Source organism: Streptococcus sp. V940 (genome assembly GCF_054353495.1).
Genome location: NZ_JBTHHZ010000002.1, coordinates 179,959 through 201,714 on the forward strand (window position 1 = coordinate 179,959; position 21,756 = coordinate 201,714).

Below are 21,756 nucleotides of genomic sequence, written 5' to 3' on the forward strand. Positions count from 1 at the left end.
TAGAGATTGTATCTCTACTTTTTTGCTTTAACGAGAATTGGGAAAAACTTGCCAAATTGTCAGAATTATGAGAAAATAGGAACAATCAAAAAATGGAGGGAATGCAATGAGAGAAGACATCAAGATTAATGATCGTGCTCTAGCATTGGAAGATCAAATCATTGAAGTACTCGAAAAAGTTTATGATACAGATGTAGAGTTAGATGTATACAATCTTGGATTGATTTATGAGATTCATTTAGATGAGGCTGGACTTTGTACAGTTGTTATGACCTTCACTGATACTGCCTGTGACTGTGCAGAAAGTCTGCCAATCGAGATTGTGGCAGGTTTAAAACAAATTGATGGGATTGAGGATGTCAAGGTTGAGGTTACCTGGTCTCCAGCATGGAAGATTACACGCATTAGTCGTTATGGGCGTATAGCTCTAGGGCTACCTCCACGATAATTATTTATTTTGAAAATACAAAAAAGCAAGCCAGTTGAGGCTTGCTTTTGATTTGCTTATTTTTTACCCGATTGTTCCATATTCCAGAAATCTGTAACGGCACCACGTGATGCAGAAGATACGGTATGGGCATATTTACCGAGGACACCACGGCTATAGAGTGGTGGCAAGGTTGTTTCTGCCTTGCGTTTTTCAAGTTCTTCATTGGAAACGTCCATGGAAATTTCTTTTGTATCTTGGTCAACCGTAACGATATCTCCTGTACGGAGGTAGGCAATTGGTCCACCATCTTGAGCTTCAGGAGCGATATGTCCAACAACCAATCCATAAGTACCACCAGAGAAGCGTCCGTCTGTTAAGAGGGCAACTTTGTCTCCTTGGCCTTTACCAACGATCATGGATGAAAGTGATAGCATCTCAGGCATACCAGGACCACCCTTAGGTCCAACGAAACGAACAACGACAACATCGCCATCAACTATTTCATCTGTCAGAACAGCCTGGATAGCATCTTCTTCAGAGTCAAATACCTTGGCTGGTCCAACGTGACGACGAACTTTAACACCTGATACCTTGGCAACTGCACCGTCAGGAGCAAGATTACCGTTCAAGATGATAAGCGGACCGTCCGCACGTTTAGGATTTTCAAGTGGCATGATGACTTTTTGACCTGGAGTAAGATCTGCAAAGTCAGCTAAGTTTTCAGCGACAGTCTTACCAGTACATGTGATGCGGTCTCCGTGAAGGAATCCATTTGCCAGCAAGTACTTCATAACCGCAGGCACACCACCAACTTCGTAGAGATCTTGGAAGACATACTGACCAGAAGGTTTCAAATCAGCCAAGTGAGGTACACGTTCTTGGATGGTATTAAAGTCCTCAAGTGACAAGTTAACATTAGCTGCGTGGGCAATAGCAAGCAAGTGAAGAGTGGCGTTAGTAGAACCACCTAGAGCCATTGTCACTGTAATGGCATCTTCAAAGGCTTCACGAGTCAAGATATCAGATGGTTTGATGCCAAGTTCAAGCATTTTGACTACAGCACGTCCAGCTGCTTCAATGTCTTCTTTCTTATCAGCAGATTCTGCTGGGTGAGAAGAAGAACCTGGCAAACTCAACCCCAAAACTTCGATAGCAGTAGCCATAGTATTGGCAGTATACATACCACCACAACCACCAGGGCCAGGGCAGGCATTACATTCCAGACGTTTCACGTCCTCAGCAGTCATATCGCCGTGATTCCACTTACCGATTCCTTCAAATACAGAAACTAAGTCGATGTCTTTACCATCAAGATTTCCGGGTGCAATGGTTCCCCCATAGGCGAAAATGGCTGGGATATCCATATTGGCAATGGCAATCATAGAACCAGGCATGTTCTTATCACAGCCACCGATAGCTACAAAGGCATCTACGTTGTGACCACCCATAGCAGCTTCGATAGAATCTGCGATGATATCACGAGACGTCAAAGAGAAGCGCATACCAGGCGTTCCCATGGCAATCCCGTCTGCTACCGTAATGGTTCCAAATTGAACAGGCCAAGCACCAGCAGATTTGACACCTTCTTTTGCAAGCTTACCAAAGTCATGCAAGTGAATATTACAAGGTGTATTTTCTGCCCAGGTTGAAATGACCCCTACAATCGGTGTTTCAAAGTCTTTATCTGTCATACCAGTCGCACGAAGCATGGCACGGTTTGGTGATTTTACCATACTGTCATAAATGCTGCTACGGTGACGTTTATCTAATTCTGTCATTCAAGTCCCTCCCGTTTCAGTTTTTACCATTATAGCACAATTTTCATATGAATAACAGAAGAAAATTTTTAAATTTTCAGACAATTCAACAGTGTACGATAAAAAAATACAACTTTTTTTGTCAAGTAACTTTACTTTACAAAAAAGTTTTGATATACTATTAAAGTTGATGAAAATCAAACCTAATTGAATTTATATCTTAAAAGGAGAAAAACGAAATGGCAGTACCTGCACGTCGCACATCAAAAGCGAAGAAAAACAAACGTCGTACTCACTACAAAGTAACAGCTCCATCTGTAAACTTTGACGAAACTACTGGAGATTACTCACGTTCTCACCGCGTATCACTTAAAGGATACTACAAAGGACGTAAGATCGCTAAAGCTGCATCAGCTGAATAATAGAAGGGAGATACCATGCGCGTAAATATTACACTTGAACACAAAGAATCTGGTGAACGCTTGTACCTTACTTCTAAAAACAAACGTAACACTCCAGACCGTCTTCAATTGAAGAAATACTCACCAAAACTTCGCAAACACGTTGTGTTTACAGAGGTTAAATAGTGGGTCATTACGTTTCAGTAGAAACGAAAAAGCCTTGATTTAACGCGATTCTTGAATTTTTAAATTTCAATGTATTGCAATAAAAATCAACCGAATGACTACATTTTTGACTACATTTTTTGTGAAATAAATTAGATGTTCGGATATATAGAAAATGCTCTAGTCACAATGACTAGAGCGTTTTTGTGTTGCTTAAGAAAAAAAGATGGTGGTTTTAGATAACTACACATTTCCGTTTTTTAAAATGAGATTTAATTGATGATAACTAGAAAGGATTATTATGTTTACAAAAAATAAATTTCAATACTGTATTTACGATCATGAGAGACTAGAACTTCATGAGCTACAAAAGGAATATCAAAAGGATAAAGCTGGGACAAAACTTAAGTATGAAATCCAATTGTTCGTAATCCTTCATGGATAGAGCACAAGTTGTTCTTAATAGCCCTGAGATTAGCTTGCTGTATTATTCATTTAGCCATAATATCCCCCTTTTAGCTGTTATATTACTAAGCAGTGCCTTTCTACTGTAAGTTAATTAATTTTTATATGATTGAAATAAATCTGATAAAACAGTTGCTCGTTCAAGAAAGAATGTTCATATTATTTTGTGGTTTTCCTCCTCGGTTTTATAACGATAATATTATAATGATGTAATAATGTAATAAAATCGACTTATATTGAAGATGGAATGATTAGGTATTTTTTGAGCTACAAACAAAAAATACTAATAATTGTTCGAAGCGCTTTTATCTGATATCAGCTAGTCTTTGTAAAGATTTATCTGTAAGCAAAAGGCGGTGTTTAAATTCTTAAGGAGGCAACTTTCGTATAATAAACAAGCAAAAATAGGCTCGCTTATATGATTTTAAGATTGAGCATTTTTTAAGCGTATGAAAACTTGAATACAGGTTTCTTTCTGTTTAAATGTTTTTGCAGATACTTTTTTGTAAAAATGTGTATTACGAGTGTGTGATTGATAGACAAACATTAAAATATATGATAAACTAAAGTAGATAAAAATTTTAAAGGAGAATCCTTATGTCAGCAATTAGTTTAACTCCAGAACAGTTACAATCTCAGGCGGCAATTTATCTTAGCGCTAAAGATCAAATCGAACAAGCGGTACAAACCGTTAATCGAACAAATGGAGAAATGGCATCACAATGGAAAGGGCAAGCATTTAGTGCTTACCTTGAGCAATACAACCAGTTGTATACACATGTTCAAAAATTCGAGGAGCTTCTAGTGAGCATCAACCAACAATTGAACAACTATGCTCAAACAGTAGCTGAACGTGACCAACAAGATGCACAAAGCTTTGGTTTGTAGTTAATTTTGAGGAGCGTCAGGGAAACTTGACGCTTATTTTTATATCATGATGAAGAAAATTAAAAAGTACCTTTTAATTCTTTGTATCGTATTTCCTGTGCTAGTTTATGCAGACGATGGTAGCTTAAAACTTGATACAGATATCATTACAAATAGTACACAGGAAACGGTCAAAAATAGGATAGAATCCAAATATGCTCCAAATTTATTTTTAAATCGTACCCAAAAGGTTGTGGATCAGAGAACTCAAACGACGAACGAACTTTTACAGGGGGCAGAGAAGACTATATTTACCGATAGTGAAAATCATTCTATTTATCGCTTAGAAACTACTGTCGTTAAAACATCATTGTTTAATAAATACACTGTAGAGGAGAAACCCTCTTTTAAACAAAGTGACTATTCAATTTTTAAGGATTGGCTGGGAAGTGTATTTACAAGTTTTTTCTTGTTATTTATGGTTTTTTTGGGAGTCTATTTAGGAAGGAAATGGCATGGATTACGGAAAAATAAAGTTAACTCTAGAGTATAGAACAAAACAAATAGATATCCGAGTTTCAAAATCCCTTACTTGGTTAAGATTAGAAGAATTATTAAAAGATACCAAAGTTAGAGAACAGTTGAATTTACCTCTAGATAGTTCATTTTATTTCAAAGTTAGAAATAAACAAATTCATATCGAGTCAACGGACATCTTGGCTGCTTATCCAGTTAGTGATGGGGATTATATAGAGATTGAAGATGTATCATAGGAGAAAAAATGTTTGAAGCAGATCAACTACAATTTGTGAGAGAAGGCAACCAAATATCAGTTCAAATTTCTTCATCAGGTTATCATAGAGAACAACTTGAATTGATTAAAGAATATTGTCCAGTAGAAATAGTGCAGAAAGATGGAGTCCTTTCTTTGCATTATATTATTCCAGAGTATTTTAAAACTGTTAAAGAAGAAATTTTAGACAGAACTACGGAACTTGAACGCTTTGGTTTGGCGCAAAGTATGTCGGTATTAGTTCATTCTGAAAATGATTATAAAATTCCGTATATTCATCCTGAAAATATCATTGTTTTTGGGAGTAATGTACAGATGTTACATTATGGAATCGAAAAATTACTTGCACCTCAACAGTATAGTTCTGAACTCTATTTAGAATCTTATAAAGCTTTAATAATTTCAATTTTACTACCTAAGGTAGATTTTGACTTAGTCATCCATGGGATTGATGCAATAAAGGAAAAGGTAGCACAGGATATTATTCCCTTAGGGAGTGTAGCTGATGTTAATAAATATATTGCAGAAAAGTATGCAAAATTATCAGAAGAGAGTTCAAAAGCTAATTTGTTGGTGAACAAGAAAAAATGGAAGGCTTTGTTAATAGGGGGAGCCTTGCTTGCTACAACCACAGTGATTTTAAGTTTTGCCACTTATAAGTCTATGTTTAAAGACGGCCCCCTAAAATCATCAGTCATTATGGCCCAATCAAATTTCATGCGAAAAGACTATTCTGAAACAGTTGAATCATTAAAAAATTATGGTGCAGAATCATTGCCAAAGGAAGCTAAGTATATCTTAGCAGCAAGCTATGTTCGTTTAGATAGTTTGAGCGATAAGCAAAAGGAAGTTATTTTAAATACGATTACAGAATCAACAGATGATACAATTTTCTATTATTGGATTTATCTTGGACGTGGAAAATTTGAAAAAGCTCTAGATGTGGCACAAAATATCGGGGACACACAATTGATTTTACACGCTTATACAAATCTATATGAATCAGTCAAAGCAGATATCAATATGAACGGTTCTGAAAAACAAAAGAAACTTGAAGAATATGAAAAGAAAATAAAAGAACTTTCTGCTGAGATTGGAGAAGCTACTACAAATAGTAGTGATAAAAAAGCATCTACTGAGACCACAACTCCTAAGGACAACCAAACAAAAGAAAAGAGTGAACGATAAATGAAGGCAAAAAAGCTAGAATATGATCATCAACTGGGAGACCAACTAGGAGAACTTCATAAACCTCTTTATACCTTGTTGATTGAACAAGAAAAACTGGAAAAAATAGATTTGTTTGAAGGACAAGAGGTAAGAGTAGGTGCTAACAAGTATACAGTAGAAGGCAGAAGAGTCTATCGAAACGGTAAGGAATTAGAAAGAGGAAAATCTACCTTTGATAAAGAAACTGTAACCTTATTGGTCCCTGAAGAGGATATTTTTGTCACTTATATTTTTCCGCCACAACGGTTTATTTGTAGCAAGAAAGAATCGGCTGACATTAGTTGGTCACTTTCAAATCAACTTATTTTCTCAAATAATCAAGTACAGGTTACTCTTGGGGAATCTCCAATTTATCTAAATGACCGTCTTATCAAAGAGGAAGGGCTTTATCCGTTTGAAGTGGGAAACCGAATGAAGGTTTCTAACTATTTTATAGAAAAAAGAAAAAAACAGTGGAAGATTGGATGTCTTTTTGAAGAACCACAATTGAATAAGAATCGAATTCTGATACAAGAAAAAAATAATGAATATCCGATGGATTTTCCAGAGTATAGAAGGAGTCCGAGAGTCAACCCTATTATCCATAGTGGGAAAATCATTATCAATCAACCTCCGCAGCCGATAAAGCCACCAAAAAACTCGCTCATCCGAGCAATTGTTCCAGCTTTAGGGATGTTTACTTTAACTGCATTTAGTTCAATTTGGACAAAAGGGAATCCTGTAATGATGCTAGGAATGGGTGGTTTTAGTCTCCTGACTGCAGCGACAACTATGAGTCAGTATTTTGAGGAGAGAAAGGATACTAAAGAGCAGGAAAAAAATCGTATTCAAGACTACGAAGCATATTTATTAAAACAAGTATCCGACTTAGAAAGATACTACAAAGAAGAAACTAATATTTTACATTACAATCAACCGTCAATATCAACCATTACTGAACTGATTGCAAAGTATGATTCTAGAATTTATGAGCGAATGGACTATAATGAAGATTTCTTACAGGTGTCTTTAGGATTAGGAGATAAGTTAAGTCAGCTAGAGTTGCAAACAAATTTTGATGAGCAAAGTAAAGATGAAATATCGCAATTTGCTCGAACAGTCTTGCAGGATTACAGTTTGCAAAAGAAGGTTCCAATCACTGTTAATATTTTTGAAGCGACAGTTGGTCTTGTTGGTAACAGTGAAGTAACTAGGACAGCTATGTATAATATGCTTTTACAGATGGCAATGTTCCATAGCTACTTAGATGTTAATTTTATCAACCTTGTTCAAGAACAGAGATATGAGAAGGATTGGTCTGAGTGGCGCTTTCTTCCACATTTTAATATGCAGGAACGAAATATTCGTGGTTTTGTTCATGATGCAAGAAGCCGTGATGCTGTTCTAAATTCGCTTTATCGTATCATTCAAAAACGTTCTCAAATCAAACGTGAAATGGGGGAAAAAGATGCACGCTTTAAACCTCATTATGTTTTAACGATTATGGATGACTCCCATTTACTTGGCCATAGTTTGAATGAGTATCTAGCCAAGGATTTGACAGAGTTGGGTGTAACAGTCATTTGGGTGAAAGAGGCACGTCGTCTTTTGCCAGAAACTATCACAACTCTAATTGAATATAAGAATCAAAATTTAGGTCAAATCATTAATGATGAAGGTGCCTATAGTGCTCAAACCTTTATTCCCCACCCGCTGTTGGATTGCTATGAAGATTCTATTCGTACTTTAGCAAATCTAAAACACACGGAAGTAGAGAAGAACACGATTCCTAAATCTGTTACTTTTTTGGAACTCTATCAAGTCAGAGAAGTTGAAGAGTTAGAGGTTGCGACTAGATGGTCCAAAGCGGATACTTTTAAAACGTTAGCAGTGCCATTAGGATTGCGCGGGAAGGATGACCAGGTGGAGCTCAACTTACATGAACGTGCACATGGACCACATGGTCTTGTGGCAGGAACTACTGGTTCGGGTAAATCGGAGATTCTTCAGTCTTATATATTATCCATGGCTGTAAATTTTAGTCCGGAGGATGTTGGATTTCTTACGATTGACTTCAAGGGTGGAGGGATGGCGAATCTTTTCAAAGATCTCCCACATATGCTTGGATCTATTACTAACTTAGATGGCGCGGCTAGTGCGCGTGCCTTAGCTTCTATCAAAGCAGAGTTACAAAAACGCCAACGGCTATTTAATCAATTTGGTGTCAACCATATTAATGGATACACTAAATTATATAAGGAAGGGCAAAAATCTACTGACAAATCAGGTTATCCAGATAAACCATTACCTCATCTCTTCCTTATTAGTGATGAGTTTGCTGAATTGAAAGAACATGAACCAGAATTTATGACAGAGCTGGTTTCGACAGCCCGTATCGGACGTTCGCTTGGAGTCCATCTAATTCTTGCTACACAAAAGCCATCAGGTGTCGTGAATGATCAAATATGGTCAAACTCTCGTTTCAAACTAGCTTTGAAAGTGTCAGATGAGTCTGATTCAAATGAAATTATCAAAACGCCAGATGCAGCGAGTATTACTGAACCAGGGCGTGCTTACTTACAAGTAGGAAATAACGAAATCTATGAATTGTTCCAGTCTGCTTGGAGTGGTGCGCATTATGCCCCACAAACAGAGGGAGTTCAAGAAGTTGTTGATGAACGAATCTGGTTGATAAATGACCTAGGACAATACGAATTGCTATCTGATGACCTATCTAAGGATGAAAACTATACTGCTGATCAGACGGAAGAAATCACGGAACTCTCAGCTGTTGTAAACTATATAGCAAGAGTGAGCAAGACTGTTCCTCTCAACCTGCCAGATAAACCGTGGTTAGAACCACTAGAGACAGCCATCATATCCCCTCAAACAGATATTCACTGGACCGATAACAAAGTATTGGCCGTTCCCTTTGCTCGAATGGATATTCCGACAGAGCAACGTCAGAAGGATTATCATTTTGATTTGGAAAAAATGGGGCATACAGTTTTCTATGGTTCACCTGGTTTTGGGAAATCCCTAGCTCTTCAAACTCTAGTGTTAAATCTCGCTCGTTTGAATACTCCAGAGCAAGTACAAATCAATTTATTTGACTTTGGGACAAATGGACTCTTGCCACTAAAAGATTTACCTCATGTGGTTGATTTGACACGCTTTGATGAAGAAGAAAAACTGGTTAAGTTTTTAAAACGTATTGACCAAGAGTTGAAGATTCGCAAGGAGAAGTTTGCGCTCTATAATGTAGCAAGTCTTTCTCAATACGAACAAAAATCGGGTGACAAACTCCCTGCTATTCTTACTATTTTTGATGGTTTTGATACTATAAAAGACACACAACTAGAAGAGGCTATTGAAAGTACGATTAACCGCCTCCTACGTGAGGGAGCGAGTCTTGGATGTTATGTGATTTTGACAGCACTCCGCTCAAATACCCTTAAAATCAGCATGTCAAGCAACATCACCTCGCGCTTGGCCTTTTACCTGGTTGATGAAGGAGCTTCTAAGGAAATTATCGGACGCGATGCTTTAATTCAACAAGAAATTTTTGGTCGTGCCCAGTTGAAAGAAGATATCCCTTATGCCATTCAGGTTTATCTCCCAATAAGTGGAGAAGGGGACATTGAGCGCCTATATAACTTGGAAGAAGAAGTCAAGTTGATTGCAAGAAGCTGGACAGGGGTTTGCCCAGAACCAATCCCAATGTTGCCAAATGAAGTGACGCTTACACACTTTAGTAATCATCCTAAAGTACTTGAGATGTGGTCGAGAGGGGAATTACCAATAGGGTTTGATAAAGAAACAACGGATCCTCAAGGGTTTGTTCCCGATAGAGATGGGTATTTTGAATTCTTATATGATACCCCGCAACAATTGGAATATTGTGAAAATAGTTTGATACCAGGTCTGAATAGATTAGTAAATATTGAAAAAATATTATTAAATACCAACAATAGTTACAAAAAAACAGAAGTATTTAATAAAATTATTGATAGAGATAATATACCTAGTTTCTTTAACGATATTCAAGGAGAAATTGAAAGCCGTCAAAATGGTAAAGAGGCTTCAATGATGTACGTATTTATCCCGGAAGCACATATGCTGGGGACTTTATTAAATATGAAAATAACCGAGGATGTATTTAAAAAGATTGTTAGAAATAGCGGAAAAGTTCACATTCATTTTGTATTTATGGGAGAACAACAAGCTATTAGTGTAGGCTACTTAGATGTTGACAAGGTCTTAAAGAGCAATGTTCCTGCGGGATGTGTTGGAACAAGGTTCAAAGATCAAAATATTTCAAAAGTACAAACGAGCTTCAGTGAGCCAGTTGTAGCAGAGGATGAGACAAACTTTTTTGTGGGTAGAATAGGTTATCGTTTACGGTTGGTTACAGATAATGGATAGAATCTTTAACATAGGTTGATAAAAAACAAAGGAGATATAGCTATGTCTCGTGATTACAGTTATGAGATTTACTCTTTACGACAACAGATTTCAACAATGTCTAGTGAAAGAGCAGATATATTAAATAAAATTAGTATTCTAAAACAGAATAAGAGTAAAATACAGAGCAAGAAAAGCGCAATTTCAGAACAATTGTCTCAATACGATTTGATAAAGACAAAAGCTACTTCTAATTTTGCTGGAAATAGAAGAGATGATTTTAATAATAAAATTGAGACGCTAAAAGGGTCGATTTCCCAATGGTTGAAGAATACCCAGAATAATATTGATTTGATTGACCAAAAAATCTCAACCTATACGGCTGAAGCTTCTAATTTAGCAATTGGTATGAATTACGCTAGCCAATCACTAAATACTTATATTTATCTTCAAAGTCAAAATGAAGATTAGGGGGGAGATTTATGGGAGAAGTAAAATTAGATTTAAATATTTGGTCTGTTGATGTTGTTTCATATTCTTCATCAATTGATGCTTTGTCCGATCTTTCAAAACCTACCTTGAGCGAGAATGACTTACAACCTTTCTTTAAAATTAATTCTATGATAGATGAGTTAAACAGTTCGATAAAAACATTTAAAAGCAATTCAATAGATCAGACAGGAAATATGTCTAGGGCTGTAGCGAATAAAATGTCTGATGATGCTGCTGGGGCTGCAGGTTTTAGAGGAGGATAAGATGATTTCACAAGAAATGTTATGGGCGCAGTATTTTACAGAGTCCTATCTTGGTTTTAAGCCAAATTCACTCATCGATCAAATCGCTAAAGCTATTATTTATAGACCGGATTTATTTAGAACATTGGTTTTAAATTTGTCTCAGAGTGATGTGAGTTATGAGTACAATCCAACAATTGGAGCAAGTATTGATTTTCGCTTCAATAAGGGAGAGGTTATTATCACTCGTCTTGGGGAAACTCAGCTTTTTTCCACATCTGAGTTTGTGCGTTTACTTGGATTAATTGATAAAATTTATACAGAAATTCTGCCATTAGGTAGTGTTATTCAAATAAATAGAGAAAAGTTACCCAAAGATGCTCTTGAGGATTTTATTGAAGAAATGCCTATCTATGTATTAATTACAGGACAACGGGTATCAATTGAAAACAAATTTTATCTAGATTACACAGGATATTTTTGGCCAAAAGGTTTGATTCCAAATCAAGAAACCTTAGTTATATCCGATGACATGATTGCATCCGTCCTTTTTAGGGGGCTAGAGAAGAATGATATTCAGGAACAACATGTCTTAAACCTACGTCGCCAACTACTTGCAAAGGATCTGGATTCTTATACTTTTCACAATTATCAAATGGAGGCTAGCCAATGAAATATAAGTATTCTGAATTATTGATAGCGCGCGAGGGACTTTATCGTTCAAAAAGTGGATTTGAGGATAAGATTCTAGCAGCGATTCAAGGTACTCGAGAGTTGATTGGCACGGAAAGTTTTCGTTCTGCCACCAAAGATGCGATTAATGCAGAGCTGAGTAATTATAACCTGCCTTTATTATTTAGTTACCATGATTTAGCCAATGGTTTATATAATGAGTGGGATCGGCTGATGTTACGCTTTCAGGAGTTGGTTGATGAGCATAGTCCTGCTGCTGTCATTGATACGTCAGAATTTTCCGGTTTAAAAATAGCTGTGAAACAACCGACTCAAGATATTTTGAACTTGATTGCCCATCCAGACCTGACAATAGCCTACTCTGCAATTGGAGGTATGGTTGGCATCAGCAATCCTTCTACAGCAGATATCAAAAGCCATAAGGAAGAAGCCCTGCAATCTCTTCGTACAACTGAAAGTCGGATGGAATCATTTAATGGTGAATTGTTGGGGAGCGGTGTGACCACTACCCTCTCCACAATCGCAAGTGGTTTGAGTCGGTCTCGCAAAGCTGTTGGTATGACAGACCCTTATCACAATGTGGAAGCCCTTGCAATTTTTAAGGACACGAAGTTACGGGATCAACAGATCGAGAATTCTAAAACTCTGCACGAAGAACTAATCCGTTATATTCGACATTATAATCCAGAAACGGCCTTTGACTTGAGCCAGATGAGTGAGCAGGAACTACAGACCTTGGGTCGTACGATCTCTCTTGCCTCCCATGGGAATGGCGGTAAGAAACCTCAGGAACTGATTGATTTCTTGAAAGGGAATGAAGTTACGTTTGAGAAGGAGATAACAGTATATGACAATGGTCAGCACTACCTTAAGAGTAAAATCCAGATAAAAGGTCACTTCAAAGGGGAAAGTGCCATCACTTTTAACACTAAATATAAAGATGGTAAGTTAAGTCAAGAAGGAGAGTATAGCGTTGGAGGTTTGAGTACAGATTTTCTAGAAGAAAAGGCCAATTATAAGACGAAGATAGGGCTAAAGGACTATTCTATAACGGGTGAGTTCAGTCTAGCAGACCAGATTAGTTCGAAGTACGGGAGACTCGCACCCAACCTTTCCATTGGCTTTGGCTATAAGAATCGCTCTCTTGAGGTTGGTACCAAGTCAGAGGATGGCTACCGCGTGACTTATGTGAAGGAACATAATCAGGTCAAACAAGACTACGGAACAGTTAAAACAACCACTGAAACAGGAGTGAGAAGTGTGGATCATCTCCAAAGGACATTTGACTATGTCGCAGAGCATCCAGTTGAGTCGGTAACAATAGCTTTTGGTGCAGTTGTTGCTGTAGGTGCCGCTGTAGCGTTTGCTCCTTCAATTATCGCTGCTCTATCTGCTTTTGGAACTCTAAAATTACTAGGAGGGTTAACTAGCATCCTTATTGGAATATCTATTTTTAATAATAAAGGGGAGTAACATATGAAATTAGTAGAAAAAAAAGTAAGTAGGGCGACAGAAAACACTCTTCTACAACTTGATAGGACTATTCTAATTTGCTTATTTTTAGTCTTGGCTGTTTATCTGATGGTAGTATTTTTAGTATTTCAAAGTAATTTGAAAATATTGGGACTCATATTATTAGTTATTGACTTTTTAGCTCTCGTCTTTGTATTTTATTTAAGATTTATATCTAGCAAAGTTGCTTATCTAATGTTAAACGATGCTATTAATCTTAAACTCTATGAAGACATGTTTAGGGTTCAATCTGAAAAATCTATTAAGCCCTATAGAGCAACGTACCAAGAAAATTTCCATTTTGTTAAGGGACAAGTGACTTATTTGAAAGGAGATTTTCAAGCTGCGAAAGAAAATTTTGAAAAAATTAATTTAAAAAAAGTTTGGAAGAGATTTAGTACAGACATGTTCCTAAGATTAACTTATGGTCAATTGTTGGTTTCCATCCATCTTCAAGATGCGCAAGATATTGCTTTCTTTGAGGAACAGTTGTCCAAGGCGCCAGATTCGAAAGGTGGTAAGGCTAAACTAATCGCCCAAACTCAAGCCATAAAAGATATTGTGTTCAATAAAGAAGTGAACGACTACTTCGACACCACTGAACCAGAAAGTAATCTAGCTCGAATCATGTTTTCTTATTACGGCGCTCTTAATGCTCAATTAAAAGGAGATGAAGCTCGTGCCCGTAGTTTGTTTGAAAGCATCGCCCATGAAAATCCAGAACTCTTTTATGTTCAGGAAGCGCAGAGATATTTAGAAGGAGAAAACTGATGTCAGAACGTACTGCTTTACCTATTGGGAGTGTTGTTCGAGTGAGAGAAGGTGTAGAGCCTGTCATGATTGTTAATCATTGTCCAGTTACTGAAAAAGACGGCAAGCAAGGTTATTTTGACTTTGGAGCTGTCAGCCTTCCGCTAGGACTCATTAATCAAAACATTATCTTCTTTAACAAAGAGGATATAGATGAAGTTCTCTTCTTTGGCTACATCGATCGTCGATTTCAAGACTTTTTGAGTCGTTATGATGAGGAAGTCTCAAAAATCACCTATGACCATTTCACCATAGAAGACTTCAAAAAATGACATACAAATCCTAGGATTTTATTCTAGGATTTTCTATATGGTGAGAAAATGTTATAATGAAGATTAGGTAGAATGGCCACTGATGTAATCATAAATATCCAGACCTGACAATAGCCTACTCTGCAATTGGAGGTATGGTTGGCATCAGCAATCCTTCACGCTTGAACTTGATAAGAGTCCATCCCCAAAAGTTAACTAGAGGACTTCTCACTTTTGGGGATTGATTCAAAGGGAGTAAGTTTAATAAAAAGGATATGTATATAGGTTGTTAATTCTACGCAAAATATGCTAAAATGAATTACAGTTTATAAAAAGGAGAAGGGAAATGGGGTCGTATTATAAACAAATTGCTGCTAGATTTCGTCGACAAGCTGCTGAAGCTCAAAGAGAAAAAAGTGTAGTTGATGGGAAAATATCTAGATTAAGAAAAGCTAGCAGTAGTTTAGCAAGTGAGATACAGTCTATTGATAATCGTGCAAGATCTTTAGGTCAGATTCTTCCTTTAGATTCCTCTAGTTTTAAGGGGAGTCGTCAGCAAGATTTTGAAGGTCATTTTTATAATTTAGGAACGAATATTACTAATTTTCGAAATGGTCACAACAATAATAAAACGGCTATAGAGGATAAGATACGTAGTTTGGAAACTCAATCAAGTGAACTACAGTCTGCAATAGCATCTTATTATCGTCAGGCTCGTGTCTATGAATATATGGAGGATTAGGGAGAGAAATGGTAGATACAGGTGTAAATCAATCCAGTTGGAACACTATTACAAGAGGTGTTTCTACATCAACTACAGGAATCGGTAAACTAGGTGATATGCGGTTTAGTCGCACAGACCTTACCCCTTTTACCACTTTTAATGACGTTTTGGAGCACTTTAACAAGTCTATTGTTACTTTGAAAAATTTTACCAGCTCAGACGCGCTAAAAATGGAACAAGCAGGACAGAATAAGATAGATGATGACACGCATGAAGCAGGAGCTATCGCAGCAGGAGCTATCGCATCAGGAGGGTTGCTACCATGAAGGAAGAACAAATGGTTTTATTCGCCCGAGCGTTGTCTAGATGTAACCTATCTGAGAAGGACCAAGAAGTATTGACAGCGGTAGCGATGACCCTATCAGGACATCCGGATGTTTTTCGAGCCTGTTATATAGCTTTTATGAATGACGAACCTAGTTATCATTATCATCCAATGATAGGGGCGCCGTTGGAGTTTTTCTATGAAAAAGAACTCGTGCGGATTCGGCGTCTCCAAGAAGAAGTCACCTTACCTCGTTCAGTTTTTATCCAGTATGCTTCCTATGTGGATCTCTGCTTAAGTCGTATCTATCCTTTAGGTACTGTTGTCGAACTTGATCGTGAGCTTCTTCCTAAGGACTTGGTTGAATCATTTGAAAGCGAACAGATGGACTTTTTTGTAGTTCTTTCAGGTCGTCGAGTTGATTTGGCAAATGGCCATTATGTGGACTACATTGGTCATGGCTATCCATTTGGATTACGCTTTGACACTTCACCCTTGTTTTTAAGCAATCTCTTGATCAAGAGAGTAGTATCAGAAGGGTATTCGGATACCACGGATGAACACTACTGCCAAGAAGCTCTGCGTAAGGACTATCTAGACGCAGGGTTGATTTCCAGTGTTTACGCAGAGGAGGAAGTGAATGAAGATTGATGTAACTGAAGTTCGAGTTCAAAAAGAGTTGTTAGTTATTTCGGTAAATAGTATCAAGGAACAGCTATCTGTTTCGAGAAGTCGTCTATCAGAGGTCGTTTCAACCGATAGTCTTAAAGGGACGGTAAAGGATGCCATTAACCAGAAGGTGACCAACTATCAGATACCACTGGTTGATAACTATGTCAATGCCCTAGATAGCATTGTCAGTCGCTATGATGAACTTGTGAAGCTCTTTCAAGACATGGTGTCAGAGACTGACAACAGTGCGATAATTAAGACAGAATACCTAGAACGCATCAAGCAACGGATGAAAGATCCAATCGAGGGATTAAAGAGTAGTTCCAGTAAGACACAAAATATCTATGCAGGGATAAGTGATATCCTAACGTTGACGAATCCAAGCTTGGATAGTGTGAATACAAGTTATAATCAAGCAGTCAAGAGTTTAGATGATACCATAAAGAACATGGAGGCTTTTAATCAACTTGTTGGAGATAGTAGCTTTACAGATTTGATAAATGTTCAAAATAATCAATTAAAGTTTCTCGCCCTTCGTTCAAGCACTCCATATACCGAATACGCGGCAATAAGTTATTATCGTAGTACAGGTTTTAAAAACGATGTTGCAGAATATACTAAGGCTGTGCATAGTGGAGGAAAGAAAGTAGAGTTACAGAATGATTTAGCCAAACGATTAGCTGAGTCTAAGTATAGCGGAGAAAAAGTTAAGACCCTTCCACCTGGAGTTGTGGTTGATGATGATTTTTCTGATTTAGATATGGGATTTGAAGCTTATGCTGGGAAAACTACTGCAGGTGATAAGAATTTAGGCGGTGAAGTTTCGGTACTTAAGGCAGATGTTTCTGCTGGTATAATCAAGCCACGAGCGTCTGTCAAAGAAAGTAAAAAAGGTGACTCAGAAAATAAAAAACCTTCTCAAAAATATGGCGCTGGAGTTAAAGCTAAAGCGAAAATTACCGGCGCTGAGGCGGAAGGTCATGCTCGCTTGGGAGATGATAGCAACGATATCCATGGGAAACTTTCTGGATCTGCATATACAGCTTCGGCAGATGCAAGCGCCGAAATTGGTTTTTTTACTAATAAGGAAGGAAAACTAGAGGGAGGATACCAATTAGAGGCGGGAGCTGATGCTTATATTGTAGAAGGAGAAGCCAAAGCTGGATTTAAAATATTTGGTCTTACGATTGATGTAAGTGCTTCTGCTGGAGTGGGTGTTTCTGCTAGGGCAAAAGTGGGAGTAACAACTGAAAAAGCAGAGGCAAAAATGAAACTAGGACCATTTGGATTGGGCTTATCAATAGGGTGGTAAAACATGGAAATACAATTACAATTACGTGGAAACTCAGAAGGATTTATCCTTGAGTCAAAATTACCTGATGATGAACATTGGACTGAAAGAATTGAAATCGTTCAAGAAGAGGAAGGTTACCGTCTATATGCAAAAGATGTAGAAATTCTTGTCTTGAAAGAATCAGAATTCATTTCTAAAAAGAAAAGAATAGTCGCAAAAGGGGTAAATAAGGATTTGATTTATTTTGAAGAAGAAAGATTTGACCATTTATGGGAACAAGCATACTGGCATGGAGTTTTTCAATTTAATTTAAATAACTATGAAATGACGTGTGTAGGTTCAGGTAGTAAAGGAGATATTTCACCTGTCACAAAAGATGGCATTCCGATTGCCGTTTATGCTGCAAGTAATATTGCAATTGCTGGAAAGAGAAATTTTTCTCTCTATACTGAAAATATTGACGAAATTGACAATTTACTGATGTTTTACGTAATTGATTATATTAGGGGATATGACTTTTTAGATATTGATTCTTTATCTGCAAGATATCGTTTCTTTTATCAATTCACTAATCGCTCAGCTCTAACGAAGGAACATTTAGATATGCTTCCAGAGGCTAGAAGACCATCTAAGTTAGAGGCGTTTATCATTTATTTTTTATCAGCCTTCTTTGTTGTGGGTATCAGTTTGGTATCATTACGCCCTTTGTTCTCACTTATAGTAGTACTACTGATACATTCTATTTATAATATCATAAAGAATTGGAGAAATAGAGATGAATAAAAATTGGTTGCCACTCGGAACAACTGTTTTGTTAAAAAATGGGACTCAACCTATTATGATTGTCGGGCGCTATCAACAGAATAGTGAAGGGAAAGTTTTTGATTATTCTGGGGTCCTAAACCCTCAAGGCTTTGAAGATTCCCAGTCAATGTATTTGTTTGATGCTGAGAAAATTGAGCAGGTGTTATTTAAAGCTCACGTAACAGAGTTTGAGAAAGAGTTTATCACAAGATTAGAAGAGTTCATTTCTAGTGATAAATAGTCTGAGTTTTATTAACAGCTTGTGAAAACTTTCGTTACTAGCAAAATGAATAATGAAGGAGTAGTAGGAAGTGTTTTGATAAACTGAAAAGGACGGCAAGCAAGGTTATTTTGATTTTGGAGCTGTCAGTCTTCCGCTAGGGCTTATGAATCAAAACATTATCTTCTTTCAACAAAGAGGATATAGATGAAGTTCCATTCTTTGGTTACATCGATCGTAGATTTCAAGACTTTTTGAGTCGTTATGATGAGGAAGTTTCAAAAATCACTTATGACCATTTCACCATTGAAGACTTCAAAAAATAACATACAAATCCTAGAATTTCATTCTAGGATTTTCTATATGGTGAGAAAATGGAACGACTGAAAATTTAGTATATAAGTCGGTGCATAAGCAAGTTGCAAATTGCTAAGTTTCATTAATAGAATAAAGATTATAAGCATTCCTTGCCGAACTCTAGTATTCATGGTATAATAAAGAAATAAATGAGAGAGGTTAGTTATGAAAAAAATAATTATAGGTAGTAGTGTTTTTGTAACTTTGTTGGTTGGTTCAGGAGCAACATTTATTTATTTAAAGAATCAAGAAATTTCTGTAACAAATAAGGTTAACGATCGTAAATTAAATATTGCTCTGGTAAACGAAGATGCTGGAGGCGTATTAAATGGTAACGCCTATAATTTAGGAAATGATTTCACAACTTTATTATCAAAAGAGAATACAAATCAATGGACTGTCATGACTCGTAATGTTGCTGAAAATCGATTTGAAAATGGATCGGTTGATGTAATTGTTTATATCGAACAACAGTTTTCAGAAAAAATAGCTCAACTGGAAAGTTTTAATCCTGATAGAGCGAAGATAACATATAAAACTAAATCAAATTTAGATCCAGTTAAATCTAAGAATGTTGAGCTACGAGTAGGTGAGTACCTTAATACTATTAACCAAAATGTTATAAAAATGTATTTTTCGAGTGTTATCAATAACCTAGATGATGCTAAAAGAAATGTTGATAATATTGTTAATGAACAATCTGGCACTCATTCAAAAATTTCTCAATATATCTATGGCCCGTCAAACGAAGCAAGTCAGTCTATGTTAAGCACTTTGGAATTAGCTTCAAATCTACAGAAAACGAATTCGTCTTATGAAGATTCTCAAAAAGCGTTTTCTGATTCTGTTGCTAGCCTTTTAAATAATACAGGAATCGGATTAGAAAAACAACTTAAGGAAGTTAAAACTTATTTTGATTTTCAGAAGGGTATATTTGAGCAGAATGTCTTAACAACCAATAGCACCTTGAAAGAACAGCATGAAGAAAATTCTAAAATAATAGATGGTTTAAATAATTCTATTCTTAAATCATTGTATAAATTTGGGAATAGTACAGATGAGGAAAAATCTGAACAAGCTAAACTAGAAGATTTAGTAGCTAATTATCATAAGGTTATTGTTGATTATCAAGGTAAAACAAAAGATAGAAAAACTGAATTTGAACAACTCAAAACAGAATTAGAAGCAGAGAAAAAGAAAATATCACTCTTTTACTTTGGCAAAGAAGATGTTGATTTAAAATCGGACCTTACTTCGGATGCTAAAGCAACACTTGTAGATCAGATTAATAAAAGTTTGATTACTGAAAATCATTTGCCTGAAACTTATCAAAATTTGATTCGTTCAAATCTAACAGATATTAGTGTTGAACCAACTGATTACCAAACTTTATTTAGTAAATTGGAGAAACTCAATGTTCTAACAGCTAATCAAGTTAAAGAATATAATGAAAAAATAGATTTACTTAAGAATTATACTAAATTTGATAATAAGGCCACCTCTATAAGTGGATTACCTATTTTTGAATTTTTATCGATTGAAAATGATAAGCTCGATAAAGTAACAGAAACGATGGAATTGACAGTTAAATTACCCCAAGCTGAGTCTAAAACTGTCGAGGCATCTGTGACAAAACCATCAAGTAGTTCGCCTGAATCATCAACGGTAGTTGAGGCTAGCGGAGTTTCTACTAGTTCTGAAGGGACAAAATATTTATCTCCTAAAGCTAAAGTTTATGTTACAGGAGATGCTACTTTAGTTGGAGGAGAGCAAACTATAACAGATGATAAGCTTTATACTATGACGGTTGAATATACTTTAGAACCACATTATGGGAAAAATGAAATTTCATTTGAAGTACACATTGGTGAAACTACAATTCCTATCAAGAAAACTATTTATCGTAGTGATAAAGAAGAGTCAGATGTTTTAGTGAAAAAAGATTTAAAACATATTTTTGATAAATTAAGCAAAATCGATCGTACAACTGGTATGATTCAAGCAATTTATGGAAGTCCAAGTAGTTCCTCTATTAATTTTTCTGCTTTATCACCAGATTCTGTTTACCATATGTACGGTAACATCAGTCGTGATGATATAGCAGCTCAGTTGTCAGGAAATCAAGTTGATAAATTTAAAGAGTCAGGTATAGCTTTGTTGGGACAAATTCAAAACTCTTTGGAGTCATTAGAAAAATCAAGCAACGCATTGCCTGAATTGGCTGAAGCTGAGTTACCAAATGATTATTTCAAAAATCAAATTACAAACTTAGCTGATTGGTATAACAATTCGATTAAGACCTTATCAACCGAGTACGATAAGTGGAAGGAAACGAAAGCGAAACAATTGGAAGTGACGGGTACAGCTTCAGATGCTAATAGCGGAACATTAATAAATGATAGTGAGTCATCAAATCGCTTATATAGTTCAATTGAATCATTAGTGTCTACAACTTCTAATGGATCAAAAGAAACTAGTCAAAATCATGAGGCGGTTGGAACTATGAAGGATCAGTTTACTCAATTTGTTGACCAAGTTCAGACTATTAAAGGTAATGTTGATAAGACTATTTCAACTACGAATGATTTGATATCTAATGAAGCAGAAGTTATTCAAGGGAATAGAGACTACGCAGAGTCCTTTAAAACTGTTATGAAGAATATTCGTGATGGTGGAACGACCAATCAAAATGTGATGAATTTTTTATCTAATCCAATTGAAACTAAAAAAGAAACATATGAAGCGCCAATTTCAGTGGATAATAACAGAGTATGGGTTATTTTAGCGATTATTTTGTCAGCAATTTCATCAGCAGGAATCACATATTGGTTGACAAAAGAAAAAGTCAAATAATGTAGACAACAAAGCT

The 21,756-nt window shown here is 36.4% G+C and carries 22 protein-coding genes; 21 read left to right on the forward strand and 1 reads right to left on the reverse strand.

The features are described from left to right. Positions 1-106 precede the first annotated feature (106 nt). Complete coding sequence (locus tag ACXYSM_RS06765) at positions 107-448, forward strand: metal-sulfur cluster assembly factor (protein WP_004250665.1); 342 nt, start codon at positions 107-109, stop codon at positions 446-448. Between the two features lie 56 nt (positions 449-504). On the opposite strand, the gene ilvD is transcribed toward ACXYSM_RS06765, so the two are convergent. After that, positions 505-2,208, reverse strand: a complete 1,704-nt coding sequence (gene ilvD, locus ACXYSM_RS06770) for a dihydroxy-acid dehydratase (protein ID WP_458634824.1) — start codon at positions 2,206-2,208, stop codon at positions 505-507. A 218-nt stretch (positions 2,209-2,426) separates the two neighbouring features. On the opposite strand from ilvD, the gene rpmF reads away from it, so the two are divergent. The 20 genes from rpmF to esaA all read left to right on the forward strand — a co-directional run bounded on the left by rpmF (position 2,427) and on the right by esaA (position 21,740). After that, entirely contained in the window at positions 2,427-2,609 is a 183-nt protein-coding gene (rpmF, locus tag ACXYSM_RS06775) for a 50S ribosomal protein L32 (RefSeq protein ID WP_000290417.1), read from the forward strand. A gap of 15 nt (positions 2,610-2,624) precedes the next feature. Next, a complete protein-coding gene (rpmG, locus tag ACXYSM_RS06780; RefSeq protein ID WP_001265622.1) occupies positions 2,625-2,774 on the forward strand; it encodes a 50S ribosomal protein L33 in 150 nt (49 codons plus the stop codon). Between the two features lie 1,041 nt (positions 2,775-3,815). Beyond that, a complete protein-coding gene (locus ACXYSM_RS06785) occupies positions 3,816-4,106 on the forward strand; it encodes a WXG100 family type VII secretion target (protein ID WP_024054396.1) in 291 nt (96 codons plus the stop codon). Between the two features lie 46 nt (positions 4,107-4,152). Next, entirely contained in the window at positions 4,153-4,638 is a 486-nt protein-coding gene (locus ACXYSM_RS06790; RefSeq protein WP_024054395.1) for a hypothetical protein, read from the forward strand. Beyond that, on the forward strand, positions 4,601-4,858 hold the full coding sequence (locus ACXYSM_RS06795; protein WP_458634825.1) for a type VII secretion protein: 258 nt from the start codon (positions 4,601-4,603) through the stop codon (positions 4,856-4,858). Before ACXYSM_RS06790 ends, ACXYSM_RS06795 begins: the two co-directional genes overlap by 38 nt. 8 nt (positions 4,859-4,866) lie before the next feature. Continuing rightward, positions 4,867-6,066, forward strand: a complete 1,200-nt coding sequence (gene essB / locus ACXYSM_RS06800; protein ID WP_458634826.1) for a type VII secretion protein EssB — start codon at positions 4,867-4,869, stop codon at positions 6,064-6,066. Next, a complete protein-coding gene (essC, locus tag ACXYSM_RS06805) occupies positions 6,067-10,512 on the forward strand; it encodes a type VII secretion protein EssC (RefSeq protein ID WP_458634827.1) in 4,446 nt (1,481 codons plus the stop codon). It abuts the gene before it with no gap. A gap of 42 nt (positions 10,513-10,554) precedes the next feature. Continuing rightward, positions 10,555-10,962: a YwqH-like family protein gene (locus ACXYSM_RS06810; protein WP_458634828.1), complete on the forward strand. Its 408-nt coding sequence runs from the start codon at positions 10,555-10,557 to the stop codon at positions 10,960-10,962. Positions 10,963-10,973: 11 nt separating this feature from the next. Then, complete coding sequence (locus ACXYSM_RS06815) at positions 10,974-11,246, forward strand: hypothetical protein (RefSeq protein WP_458634829.1); 273 nt, start codon at positions 10,974-10,976, stop codon at positions 11,244-11,246. Between the two features lies 1 nt (position 11,247). Then, positions 11,248-11,898 (forward strand): DUF4176 domain-containing protein, encoded by a 651-nt coding sequence (locus ACXYSM_RS06820; protein WP_458634830.1) that lies wholly within the window; start codon positions 11,248-11,250, stop codon positions 11,896-11,898. Further along, positions 11,895-13,391, forward strand: a complete 1,497-nt coding sequence (locus tag ACXYSM_RS06825; RefSeq protein ID WP_458634831.1) for a hypothetical protein — start codon at positions 11,895-11,897, stop codon at positions 13,389-13,391. The genes ACXYSM_RS06820 and ACXYSM_RS06825 overlap by 4 nt, the downstream gene beginning before the upstream one ends. 3 nt (positions 13,392-13,394) lie before the next feature. Then, positions 13,395-14,201, forward strand: coding sequence for a hypothetical protein (locus tag ACXYSM_RS06830; protein ID WP_458634832.1), 807 nt, complete (start codon positions 13,395-13,397; stop codon positions 14,199-14,201). Beyond that, positions 14,201-14,512: a DUF4176 domain-containing protein gene (locus tag ACXYSM_RS06835; RefSeq protein ID WP_084925287.1), complete on the forward strand. Its 312-nt coding sequence runs from the start codon at positions 14,201-14,203 to the stop codon at positions 14,510-14,512. The genes ACXYSM_RS06830 and ACXYSM_RS06835 overlap by 1 nt, the downstream gene beginning before the upstream one ends. A 325-nt stretch (positions 14,513-14,837) precedes the next feature. Then, complete coding sequence (locus ACXYSM_RS06840) at positions 14,838-15,233, forward strand: YwqH-like family protein (protein ID WP_458634833.1); 396 nt, start codon at positions 14,838-14,840, stop codon at positions 15,231-15,233. A gap of 8 nt (positions 15,234-15,241) precedes the next feature. Further along, positions 15,242-15,541, forward strand: a complete 300-nt coding sequence (locus ACXYSM_RS06845; protein ID WP_458634834.1) for a variable surface protein mvspG — start codon at positions 15,242-15,244, stop codon at positions 15,539-15,541. Further along, positions 15,538-16,191, forward strand: a complete 654-nt coding sequence (locus ACXYSM_RS06850; protein ID WP_458634835.1) for a DUF4176 domain-containing protein — start codon at positions 15,538-15,540, stop codon at positions 16,189-16,191. Before ACXYSM_RS06845 ends, ACXYSM_RS06850 begins: the two co-directional genes overlap by 4 nt. Continuing rightward, the gene (locus ACXYSM_RS06855; protein ID WP_458634836.1) at positions 16,181-17,524 is read left to right on the forward strand and encodes a T7SS effector LXG polymorphic toxin; all 1,344 of its coding nucleotides are present in this window, start codon (positions 16,181-16,183) and stop codon (positions 17,522-17,524) included. Before ACXYSM_RS06850 ends, ACXYSM_RS06855 begins: the two co-directional genes overlap by 11 nt. 3 nt (positions 17,525-17,527) lie before the next feature. Next, entirely contained in the window at positions 17,528-18,289 is a 762-nt protein-coding gene (locus ACXYSM_RS06860) for a hypothetical protein (protein WP_458634837.1), read from the forward strand. Beyond that, positions 18,282-18,551, forward strand: a complete 270-nt coding sequence (locus ACXYSM_RS06865) for a DUF4176 domain-containing protein (protein WP_061421768.1) — start codon at positions 18,282-18,284, stop codon at positions 18,549-18,551. Before ACXYSM_RS06860 ends, ACXYSM_RS06865 begins: the two co-directional genes overlap by 8 nt. A 501-nt stretch (positions 18,552-19,052) precedes the next feature. After that, complete coding sequence (gene esaA, locus ACXYSM_RS06870; protein ID WP_458634838.1) at positions 19,053-21,740, forward strand: type VII secretion protein EsaA; 2,688 nt, start codon at positions 19,053-19,055, stop codon at positions 21,738-21,740. Positions 21,741-21,756: the final 16 nt, after the last annotated feature.